Genomic DNA, 11,761 nt, shown 5'->3' on the forward strand with positions numbered 1-11,761 from the left:
AGCCGACTTTTTTGTTATAATTGAAAAGATAAATATGAGAGGATGGAATATTTAGTGGCAGAAGAAAGCTTATTAGCAGGATTAAACAAAGATCAAAAAGACGCCGTTGTCCATACCGAAGGACCCGTCCTCATTATGGCCGGTGCCGGAAGTGGGAAGACACGGGTGTTAACGCACCGAATCGCCTACATAATTGAACACAACCATATTATGCCGTGGCGGATTTTGGCGATTACTTTTACCAACAAAGCTGCCCGGGAAATGCGTGAACGGGTTTCCAAATTGTTGGGTGAAGGTGGCAATGATGTGTGGGTTTCAACATTTCATGCTTTGTGTGTGCGGATTTTGCGTCGACATATCGATTTGCTGGGCTATAATAAAGCCTTCACGATCGCCGATACCAGCGAGCAGCGGACCCTTGTTAAACGGGTGCTGCGAGATTTAAACATTGACCCGAAAAAGTTTGATCCTAGAGCCGTGTTGTCAGCAATCTCCAATGCCAAGAATGATCTGCTCACGCCAAAAGCCTTCAAGGCTCAGGCCAATAGTGCTTTCGATCAAATCGTGGCTGACGTGTATGACCGTTATCAAGCGGAACTCAAGCAAAATGAATCACTGGACTTTGACGATTTAATTATGATTACCATCCAACTGTTTGATGAACATCAAGATGTTTTGGAATCTTATCAGGATAAATTTCAGTATATCCATGTGGATGAATATCAGGATACTAACGAGGCTCAGTACCGACTGGTAAATACCCTGGCTAAGAAGAACCGCAACATCTGTGTCGTCGGGGATGCCGATCAAAGTATTTACGGCTGGCGGGGCGCAAATATGCAGAACATTCTTGACTTCAAAAAAGATTATCCAGATGCGCATGTGACGTTGCTGGAGCAAAATTACCGCTCAACAAAAACGGTGCTCGATGCCGCTAATTCGGTGATTGCTCACAATGACAACCGTGCTGACAAAAATTTATGGACTGAAAATCCCAAGGGAGATCAGATTTCATACTATCGTGGTCAGACTGAGAACGATGAGGCCAGATACGTTGTTGCCAAAATCCAAGAAGAAATGGCTAAACCCAAACGCAATTATGGCAGCTTTGCGATCCTATATCGGACTAACGCCCAGTCACGTGTGATTGAAGAGACACTGCTTAAATCAAATATTCCTTACACGATGGTCGGTGGCCATAAGTTCTATGACCGAAAGGAAATTCGAGATGCCTTGTCCTATCTGACCTTATTGGCCAACCCCAACGACTCGATGAGTTTTGAGCGGGTTATTAATGAACCCAAGCGTGGAATCGGCCAAGCCAGTATTGAGCGGCTAAGGCTATTTGCCAACGATCATCAATGGGGACTTCTCGAAGCGGCCAAAAATGTTGATTTAGCCAACCAAATTTCGACACGTGCCAAAAATTCGATTGCCGCGTTTGAACAGACAATGCGCACGATTTCAGAGAAGCTGGATCAGTTGTCAATTACTGATATTACTGAAGAACTTCTTGATAAGAGTGGCTACCTAAGCACCCTGAAAGCGTCAAAATCGTTGGAAGCCCAAACCAGGCTTGAAAACTTGGAAGAATTGATTTCTGTTACTCAAAAGTATGATGAAGAAAACGAGGGGGAAACCGGTCAACAGAACCTGGTGAATTTCTTAAGTGACTTAGCATTAGTTTCTGACCAAGATAGTCTGGAAGAGGACAACTCCCAGGTCACCTTGATGACGCTGCATGCTGCTAAGGGACTGGAATTTCCAGTCGTTTTCTTGATGGGAATGGAAGAAGGATTATTCCCACTTTCGCGGGCTGCCGCAGACGAATCGGAGCTTCAAGAAGAGCGCCGACTAGCCTATGTTGGGATTACCCGTGCCAAAGAAAAGCTCTATATTACCAATGCATACTCACGAATGCTGTATGGTCGTCTGCAAAACAATCCGGAGTCCCGTTTTGTGAATGAAATTAGTCCAGAACTCATCCATTCGGACAACCAACAGCAAACCGAGTCACCATTAACAACCCCATTCGATCGCCGAACCAGAAGAGCAACCGCAACCACCTACCATCGACCTGGCAAAGCCGTTGAAAGCCTCAAAGGATCCGGTACCGATAAACTGGCCTGGGCAGTTGGCGATAAAGTTTCCCACAAGGCTTGGGGGACCGGTACGGTTGTTAAGGTTACCGGAGCCGGTGAGGATATGGAATTGGACATTGCATTTAAGCAGGAGGGGATCAAACGGTTGTTAGCTGCGTTTGCCCCAATTAAGAAACAGGAAAACTAATCAACAGAAGGTGTTATTGTGGCATTTGAAAATATGTCCGAAAAACAGGCAGCCGCCAAAGCTAGCGATCTTAGGAAACAATTGAATAAGTGGGCTGATGAATACTACACCTTTGACGCACCGAGCGTCGAAGATTCTGTGTATGATCAAACCTATCAGCAGTTGGTAGATTTGGAAAACCAGTTTCCACAGATTGTAACCGCCGATTCACCCACTCAAAAAGTCGGTGATCACACATTACCCGGCTTTACCAAGGTTAGTCATGAAATTCCGATGCTTTCATTGGGGGATGTTTTCTCTAAGGAAGAATTGGCTGAGTTTGTCAACCGATTAAGTGAAAATGATTCAGTGGCATTTGACTATAATTGCGAATTAAAAATTGATGGGTTAGCAATCAATCTCCGATATGAGAACGGACTTTTCGTTCAAGGATCTACCCGGGGAAACGGTCAAATTGGAGAGGATATTACCCGTAACTTGAAGACGATTAAGTCAATTCCTCAAAAGCTTTCCCGACCGATCAATATTGAAGTTCGTGGTGAATGTTACATGCCGAAAGAATCGTTTGCCAAACTTAATGATCAGCGGCAGTTAAATGGTGAAGAGCCCTTTGCCAATCCAAGGAATGCTGCGGCAGGTAGTTTGCGTCAATTAGATCCACGTGTGACCCGCAGTCGTCATTTAAGCACCTTTATGTATAATGTTGCTGACATTGATGATTTGCAATCGGATACCCAAAGTGGAATGCTTGAAGAGCTAAAGGCGCTTGGATTTACCATCAATTCTGATTACAAAGTGGCTCATAATATGACTGATATTGATGATTACGTTGATCAATACAAAGATTTACGAGACGGACTGCCTTATGGGATTGACGGCATCGTGATTAAAGTTAATTCATTGCCATTGCAACGATCACTCGGGGCAACCGTCAAAGTTCCTCGCTGGGCAATTGCTTACAAGTTCCCGCCAGAAGAGGTTCAAACTGTTGTCAGAGATATTGAATGGACCGTGGGACGGACTGGCGTAGTGACGCCGACCGCCGTGATGGATCCGGTATTATTAGCCGGCAGCACCGTGAGTCGAGCATCACTCCATAATCCCGATTATTTAGCAGAAAAGGATATCCGGGTTGGCGACACCGTCAAGCTGCATAAGGCTGGCGATATCATCCCCGAGATTTCACAATATTTACCCGAGAAACGACCAGCTCACAGTCAGGTGTATGAGATTCCGACGCAATGTCCATCGTGTGGGTCCACGCTGGTTCACTTAGACCAAGAAGTTGCTTTGCGCTGCATTAACCCACAATGTCCGGCTCAGCTCAAAGAGGGCTTAACCCACTTTGCTTCCAGAGATGCAATGAATATTGATGGTTTGGGTCCAAAAATTATTGCCCAGTTATTTGAAAAACACATGCTCTCCGATGTGGCGGGGCTTTATGAGTTGTCTTTTGACCAGCTGCTAACCTTGGATAAATTTGGTGAAAAATCGGCCACCAACTTGTTAGCTGCGATTGATAACAGCCGAGCCAATTCTTGTGAACGATTGCTGTACGGCTTGGGAATTCGTCACGTTGGGATTAAAGCAGCCCGATTGATTGCCCAACGATTTAAAAATATTGATAAGGTTATGCAGGCAAGCGCGCAAGATATCGCCGAAATTGCTACAATGGGAATGATCATTGCTGATAGTGTGGTGACCTATTTTTCAATGCCTGAATCCCAACAGTTGATCGACCAACTCAAACAAGTGGGTGTCAACATGGATTACCTGGGGGTTACAAATGAACAGCTTGCTGAAAGTGAATCGTTTTTTACAGGCAAGAAGTTTGTCTTGACTGGCAAATTACAGAATATCACCCGGCCGGATGCGACTCAGTGGCTTGAAGATCATGGCGCCAAAGTCAGCAGTTCAGTTTCCAAAAATACAGATATCGTCGTTGTTGGGGAGGATCCCGGCAGCAAGTATGATAAGGCAAAGCGCCTCGGCATTCAGACGTGGGACGAAGATCGTTTCCACCAAGAAATGGCTGATGAAAAGTGACAATGGAGGAACAAATCGTGAAAAAAATTATCCTGGGGATTTCAATCATTCTGTCGGGATTGATGTTGGCAGCGTGTGGCAGTGTTGATAATCTGTCAAAGGATACCAGCAATTCCAGCGGGTCTAAAACGAAGACCCAATTAACCGGCCAAACAAACACCGACTATTACCAAGGTGTGATTAAGAATGGCCATTATCAGACCAGTAAATCTCGTGGTGTGAGTGTTTCCCAAGAGGCAAATCAGTTCAATATTAAGGGCTTTGAAAATGGCTTGTTGGATATTTCCAAAAAGGAATTTTCAACTAAAAAGTATATTTTTCAAGAAGGCCAATATCTTTCTACCAATACGGTTGAAAATTGGTTGGGCCGCCAGTCAAAATCAAACCCAACCGGCCTAAATCCGGTTAAATCAAAATCAACCAACCCGACCACCCGAAACCCAATTTATCTTTCCCAAATTGATGAGCAGGATTTCATGACCCAAAGTGGAAAATCACTTCGCTTATCGGCAATGACGATTGGCTTGGGGATTAATTCGGTTGATTATTATAAGAAGACCGCATATGGTCCGACCTACCAAACTGACATTTCGGATGCCCAAGTTAAAAAGCAGGGTAAGGCAATTGCCAACCAAGTCATCAAGCGGCTGAGGCAAAGACGAGCACTGAAGAACATTCCGATCATCATCGCTTTATACAAGCAGGCGTCGGACGATAGTTTGGTTGGCGGCAATTTCTTTGCTTATTCAATGAATGATGACGGCGAGACCAAGGTTAGCAAATGGAATAAAATTAATCAGAAGAACTATGTTTTCCCATTACAATCGAACAAAAAGGGCCCGAGTCAAAATGATGCTGATTCCTTTGATAACTTCAAATCAGAGATTCAGGGATTCTTCCCGAACCTAAGTGGGGTTACCGCCCAGGCACAATACACCGATGGTTCATTGAGCGGCATGAATATCAGCATCACCACCCAATTTTATAGTCAGACTGAGATTATCAGTTTTACCCAATACATTCAAAATGCCGCTCAAAGATACCTGCCAGCCAATGCGCCAATTGATATTACCGTATCTTCGACCGAAGGCATTCAGAGTTTCTTGAGTCGAAAGCAAAATGAAAAGAAATTTTCAACGCATATTTTCAATAGTTATTAATTTCTAAAAAATGCGATTCTTTATATGGTAGAATTATTGTTGTTATTAAATTTTGGATATATTCAGAAGAGAGAAGGATTTCAATGACTGAAAAGATCTCCGAAGATCAAGTAAAACACGTTGCTGAATTGGCAAAGTTAAAAATTGCCGACGACCAGCTGCCATACTTTACAACCCAATTAGACCAAATCATCGGGTTGTTTGAAACATTGAGTGAAGTGGACACTGATGGCGTTGAACCCACTAGTAGCGTAACCGATCAAATTAACGTCATGCGAGACGACATTGCCGAAAATTGGCATCAACGCCAAGCATTACTTGACAATGCACCTGATACGGCCGACGGTTACATTAGAGTGCCAACCATTATTGATGAAAGCGGGGATAATGAATAATGAACTATTTTGATCAATCACTTGCCAGCATTCACAAACAACTGGTCAATCAAGAAATCTCTGCAAAGGATTTGACGCAACAAACCTTGGACAACATCAAATCAGTTGATCCTGACATTAACGCTTTTATTACGGTTGATGACGAGGGAGCTCTCAAAAAGGCGGCAGATGTTGACGCCAAGGGGATCGATGCTGATAACGTCTTGTCCGGAATGCCAATTGCGATTAAGGACAATATGGTGACCAAAGGGTTAACGACGACGGCGGCATCAAAAATTCTTGAAAACTTCAAGCCAATTTATGATGCTACGGCTGTCGATAAGTTGAACAAACTTGGAACAATCACTGTTGGTAAGACCAACATGGATGAGTTTGCCATGGGTGGTTCAACCGAAAACTCTGCATTTAAGATTACTCATAACCCTTGGGATACCACCAAAGTTCCTGGTGGGTCATCAGGTGGTTCAGCGGCAGCAGTGGCTGCCGGCGAAGTCATTGCTGCGTTGGGTTCAGATACCGGTGGCTCAATTCGTCAGCCAGCTTCCTTTAATGGCGTTGTTGGCATGAAGCCAACTTATGGCCGGGTTTCACGATGGGGACTGATTGCCTTTGGTTCCAGTTTGGATCAAATTGGTCCGATCACTCGTAACGTCAGCGATAACGCAACAATTATGAATGCAATTGCCGGTCATGATAATCATGATTTGACCTCCTCAACTAAGGAAGTTCCCGATTTCACCAGTACTTTGGATAAGGGTGTTAAGGGCATGAAGATTGGTATCCCAACCGAATTCATGGCCCAGGGCTTGGATGACGACATCAAACAGACTGTTTTAGACACCGCAGCAACCTTCAAAAAGTTGGGGGCAGACGTTGAAGAAGTTTCGCTTCCACATACCAAGTATGGTGTGGCCGCTTATTACATCATTTCTTCCTCCGAAGCATCCTCTAACCTGCAGCGTTTTGACGGCATTCGTTATGGTCGCCGGGCAAAAGACGTCAAGGATTTGGAAGACCTATACGTTAAATCGCGTTCAGAGGGTTTTGGCGACGAAGTTAAACGCCGGATTATGCTGGGAACATTTTCACTCTCAGCTGGTTTTTATGACGCCTACTTCAAGAAGGCCGCTCAAGTTCGAACCTTGATGATTAACGACTTTACCAATGTTTTCAAAGACTACGATTTGATCTTGGCACCAACTGCGCCAACGCCTGCTTATGGGATTGGTGAAGATGTTTCGGACCCGATGACGATGTATATGAATGATGTTTTGACTTTACCAGTTAACTTGGCCGGTTTACCAGGGATGTCAATTCCTGCCGGATTCTCTAATGGATTGCCAGTCGGCGTACAACTGATCGGTCGCCCATTCGATGAATTAACGGTTTACCAAGCTGGTAGCACATTTGAACAAGAAACTGACTTTGCAAAACAAACACCGAAGATGGGAGGTAACAACTAATGAATTTTGAAACAACAATCGGGCTTGAAGTCCACGTTGAATTAAAAACCAACTCCAAAATTTTTAGTCCATCTCCTGTAGAATTTGGTGATGAACCCAACTCTAATACCAACGTCATTGACTGGGGTTATCCTGGTGTTTTACCAACCACTAATAAAGGGGTTGTTCATGACGGCATTATGGCCGGTCTGGCCCTTCACGCTCAAATTGAACGTCACCCGCACTTTGACCGAAAGAACTACTTCTATCCCGATAATCCTAAAGCTTACCAGATTACACAATCAGAAACCCCCATTGCTCATGACGGCTGGGTTGAAATTGATGTTGACGGTAAGAAAAAGAAAATTGGAATTGCTGAAATGCACATTGAAGAAGATGCTGGTAAGAACTCGCATGCTTCTGAATATTCTTACGTTGATTTAAACCGTCAGGGAACCCCATTGATTGAAATTGTTTCCAAACCGGATATTTCTTCATCAGATGAAGCATACGCTTACTTGGAACAGTTGCGTCAGGTCATCCAGTTTACCGGTGTATCGGATGTCAAGATGGAAGAAGGCTCCATGCGTGTTGATGTCAACATTTCAGTTCGTCCCGTTGGTCAACAAGAATATGGAACTAAGACTGAATTAAAGAACTTGAACTCCTTCACCTACGTTAAGAAGGGGCTGGCTTTTGAAGAGCAACGCCACCAACGGGTATTGATGTCTGGCGGTAAGATTGCTCAAGAAACCCGTCGTTTTAACGAGTCAACCGGCCAAACCATCTTGATGCGGACTAAGGAAGGTTCAGATGATTATCGTTACTTCCCAGAGCCTGATTTACCCGTACTGAACATTTCACAGGATTGGATTGACCAGATTCAAACAGAGCTGCCTGAGCTGCCTGCAAAGCGTCGTGAGCGTTATGTTAATGAACTCGGCATTACCGATTACGATGCGATGGTGATTACTCAGACCAAGGAAATGTCTGATTTCTTCGATAAGATGATTGCTGCCGGCGCTGACGCCAAATTGGCAGCCAACTATCTGCAAGGCGACGTAAATGCTTATATGAACGATAATCAAGTCGAATTGCAAGATACCAAGATTACCCCTGAACATTTGGCTACTATGATCAAGTTAATTTCTGATGGCACAATTTCATCAAAGATGGCCAAGAAGGTCTTCAAGGCAATTACCAATGGAGAAGAGCCTAAGAAATTCGTTGAAGACAAGGGCATGGTTCAGTTGTCAGATCCAGCCAAACTCCAACCAATTGTGGACGAAGTCGTAGCGGCTAATCCACAATCCGTTGAAGATTTCCATAATGGTAAGGATCGGGCCATTGGGTTCTTGGTTGGTCAGATTATGAAACAAACTCACGGGAAAGCTAACCCGCAGGTCATCAACAAAATGCTAAAGGATTCAATGAGTAAATAGAAAGTCAGGATGGATATGCGAAAACGGGCTCGGGTTATATACAATCCCACTTCGGGAAGGGAACTTCTCAAGCAAAAGTTAGTCGATATTTTGAATATTTTTGAGCAAGCTGGTTATGAAACCAGCGCTTTTGCGACAACTCCTGCCAAAGATTCTGCCAAAAACGAGGCTCGTCGAGCGGCACAAGACGGCTTTGAACTTGTGGTAGCTGCCGGTGGGGATGGCACCATCAATGAGGTGGTTAATGGTATTGCCCCGTTGAGGAAACGTCCTAAGATGGCGATTATTCCAGCCGGGACGACTAACGATTACGCAAGAGCGCTGCACATTCCCAGAGAAGACCCGGTTGATGCCGCCAAAGTGGTCTTGAAGGATCAAACGCTGCGAATGGACATCGGTAAAGCCGGTGACAATTACTTCATCAACATCGCAGCCGGCGGTTTATTAACCGAATTGACCTATGATGTTCCTTCAGACTTAAAGACTTTCTTCGGCTACTTGGCCTACTTGGTTCGTGGAGCTGAACTACTACCGCGTATCAAACCAATTGAGATGGATCTGAAGTATGATGATGAGGAATTTAAGGGTAAGGCCTCGATGTTTTTCCTCGCCTTAACTAATTCAGTTGGTGGATTCGAGCAAATTGTTCCTGACGCTTCGTTAGATGATGGAAAATTCACCTTAATCATTGTGAAAACCAGCAACTTAGTTGAGATTCTCCACTTGGCTTCCAAGGTTCTTAATGGCGGCCGGCATGTCGATGATCCACGGATTATTTACAAAAAGGTTCGTAAAGTGACTGCCAAACCGGTCCATGATCGAATGCAGATCAATTTGGACGGGGAATATGGGGGGGATGCACCAATGACTTTTGTTGATCTTAAGCAACATATTGAATTCTGTGCCAACACTGATGAGATTCCCGATGACGCATATTCCGACGAAACCAACGAGATGCGTCGGGTTGAAAAGAACTTCGTCACAGGCGTTGACAAACTCCCTGATAAAGAATAGTTTAATAAGATGTTATAATTGCGTTACGAAGCTTTCGTTTCGCAATTTTTGTTTCTAGGAATTAAAAAGGTGAATAAATGAAAAAGATGGTACCAGTTGAAAAGAACCAAAACTACGACGTTGATATTAGTGATTTAACGTATCAAGGTCTTGGAGTTGCCAAGATTGATGATTTCCCAATCTTTATTGAAAATGCTTTGCCGACTGAAAATGTGACAATGAAGGTAATTAAGGTCAAGAAAAACTTCGCCTTTGGTCGGGTGGTTAAGATTAACCAGAAGAGCAAGGACCGGGTTGAATTGGTTGATAAAGCCTACACCCAGACTGGCATTGCGCCGTTGCAACATTTAAAATATGATGCCCAATTAAAATTCAAACAACATCAAATCGAAGTTGATTTTGATAAGATGAAGCTTGACGTGACTGTTAATCCCACGATGGGCATGGATGATCCGACTCATTACCGCAACAAGGCTCAAATCCCCGTGCGTTTAATTAATGGTCAGCTTCAGACCGGTTTTTATCGGAAACATTCTCACGATTTGGTCCCGATTGAAGATTTCTATATTCAGGATCCGAAGATTGACGAGGCCGTGGTCGTTGTTCGTGATATTATTCGCAAGTTTAGAATTCAGCCCTACGATGAACAAACTAACAAGGGCGTTGTCCGCAACATCATGGTTCGCCGCGGGTATTACTCTCATGAAATGATGATCGTTTTGATCACCAGGACTGAGAAGTTACCAAGCAGCAGCGAAATTGTTGCTGAGATCGAACATTCACTGCCTGAAGTGAAGAGTATCGTCCAAAATGTTAATCCCGACAAGACCAACGCATTGATGGGTCGGAAAAATAAAGTTCTGGCGGGTAAAAGTACCATTGAGGACACATTACTGGGACTTAAATTTGATATTTCAGCCAGTTCCTTCTATCAGGTTAACCCAGTGCAGACCGAAAAACTCTATGATTTGGCAACAAAGAAGGCGGCCTTGTCGGCAGATGATGTTGTCATTGATGCCTACTGTGGGATCGGGACGATTTCGCTTTCGATGGCTCAGGTTGCAAAGCAGGTTTATGGGGTGGAAATTGTCCCTGAGGCTGTGGAAGATGCAAAGAAGAACGCCAAGCTCAACCATTTGACCAATGTGCACTTTGTTGCTGGTAAAGCCGAGACGCAGATGGCAAAGTGGCAGGAAGACGGCTTAAAACCAGATGTCATTTCGGTTGATCCCCCACGAAAGGGACTGGATGCCAGCTTGATCGATAGCGTCGTAAAGATGCATCCTAAGCGAGTAGTCTATGTTTCATGTAACCCGGCAACATTGGCCCGCGACGTTAAATTATTTACTGAGCAAGGCTATCAGGTTAACCAGCCGATTCAACCCGTTGACCAATTTCCGCAGACGGTCCACGTTGAATCAGTGACCGTTTTGGAACGTGGAAATTAAGCATTGAAAAATCCAGAGGAAACTAGGACAAAGCAATCAGTTTTGTTCTAGTTTCCTCTTTTTTGAGGTTCTTCGTCAACTGTTGTTGGTGAACAAAATATTGGAGTTCTAATCACTTGGTGATTAGAGCTCTTTTTGTATGAACTCGAAAAGCAAACAGTACTCTGAGCCGGAATCTGAAGAAGTTTCGGTAACCAAATCCAGTTCGTTTAATGACTTTAATCTTATTATTGGAACCCTCTAAAGGCCCGTTGGTGTAGTGGTGAGTAAAAGTGTTGCCAATTTCATCACGATGAACTGCCAAGGTTTGGAGGACTGCCAACATTTCTTCCGAGCAGCCTTGCAGGTGGTGAAAGGCTTGATTATAGTTGGGACAGTCACGGGTTTTGATGGTTTCACGTAACTGATTCATCACAGCGTATGTTTGCTTGAGCTCGGGATCAATGCCTAATAAAGCATCAACCACATCAGTGGCAGTCGCCAGATACGAGAAGTTCGTCCATTTACGGAAGACCTCGTAGTTGA

Annotated in this window: 9 protein-coding genes; 8 read left to right on the forward strand and 1 reads right to left on the reverse strand. The window is 44.2% G+C overall.

The window, feature by feature from the left end; all coding sequences use genetic code 11:
• The first annotated feature begins 54 nt into the window (after nucleotides 1-54).
• The 8 genes from pcrA to rlmD all read left to right on the forward strand — a co-directional run bounded on the left by pcrA (nucleotide 55) and on the right by rlmD (nucleotide 11,236).
• Nucleotides 55-2,289 (forward strand): DNA helicase PcrA, encoded by a 2,235-nt coding sequence (gene pcrA, locus LPKJCM_RS01760; protein ID WP_057962977.1) that lies wholly within the window; start codon nucleotides 55-57, stop codon nucleotides 2,287-2,289.
• A gap of 18 nt (nucleotides 2,290-2,307) precedes the next feature.
• Entirely contained in the window at nucleotides 2,308-4,335 is a 2,028-nt protein-coding gene (gene ligA, locus LPKJCM_RS01765; RefSeq protein WP_057962976.1) for an NAD-dependent DNA ligase LigA, read from the forward strand.
• A gap of 17 nt (nucleotides 4,336-4,352) precedes the next feature.
• Nucleotides 4,353-5,495 carry a CamS family sex pheromone protein gene (locus LPKJCM_RS01770; protein ID WP_087069508.1) on the forward strand — a complete coding sequence of 381 codons (1,143 nt, stop codon included), beginning with the start codon at nucleotides 4,353-4,355 and terminating at the stop codon, nucleotides 5,493-5,495.
• A gap of 83 nt (nucleotides 5,496-5,578) precedes the next feature.
• Nucleotides 5,579-5,890, forward strand: coding sequence for an Asp-tRNA(Asn)/Glu-tRNA(Gln) amidotransferase subunit GatC (gene gatC, locus LPKJCM_RS01775; RefSeq protein ID WP_057962974.1), 312 nt, complete (start codon nucleotides 5,579-5,581; stop codon nucleotides 5,888-5,890).
• Nucleotides 5,890-7,353 carry an Asp-tRNA(Asn)/Glu-tRNA(Gln) amidotransferase subunit GatA gene (gene gatA, locus LPKJCM_RS01780; protein ID WP_057962973.1) on the forward strand — a complete coding sequence of 488 codons (1,464 nt, stop codon included), beginning with the start codon at nucleotides 5,890-5,892 and terminating at the stop codon, nucleotides 7,351-7,353. Before gatC ends, gatA begins: the two co-directional genes overlap by 1 nt.
• A complete protein-coding gene (gene gatB / locus LPKJCM_RS01785) occupies nucleotides 7,353-8,774 on the forward strand; it encodes an Asp-tRNA(Asn)/Glu-tRNA(Gln) amidotransferase subunit GatB (RefSeq protein WP_057962972.1) in 1,422 nt (473 codons plus the stop codon). The genes gatA and gatB overlap by 1 nt, the downstream gene beginning before the upstream one ends.
• A gap of 15 nt (nucleotides 8,775-8,789) precedes the next feature.
• Complete coding sequence (locus LPKJCM_RS01790; protein ID WP_057962987.1) at nucleotides 8,790-9,788, forward strand: diacylglycerol kinase; 999 nt, start codon at nucleotides 8,790-8,792, stop codon at nucleotides 9,786-9,788.
• Between the two features lie 77 nt (nucleotides 9,789-9,865).
• Nucleotides 9,866-11,236: a 23S rRNA (uracil(1939)-C(5))-methyltransferase RlmD gene (gene rlmD, locus LPKJCM_RS01795; RefSeq protein WP_057962971.1), complete on the forward strand. Its 1,371-nt coding sequence runs from the start codon at nucleotides 9,866-9,868 to the stop codon at nucleotides 11,234-11,236.
• Between the two features lie 112 nt (nucleotides 11,237-11,348).
• On the opposite strand, the gene LPKJCM_RS01800 is transcribed toward rlmD, so the two are convergent.
• Nucleotides 11,349-11,761 (reverse strand): transposase (locus LPKJCM_RS01800; RefSeq protein WP_165758557.1); only part of this gene is annotated, 413 nt, incomplete at its 5' end.

Origin of the sequence: Lentilactobacillus parakefiri (assembly GCF_002157585.1) — a bacterium.
GTDB classification, from domain to species: Bacteria; Bacillota; Bacilli; order Lactobacillales; family Lactobacillaceae; genus Lentilactobacillus; species Lentilactobacillus parakefiri.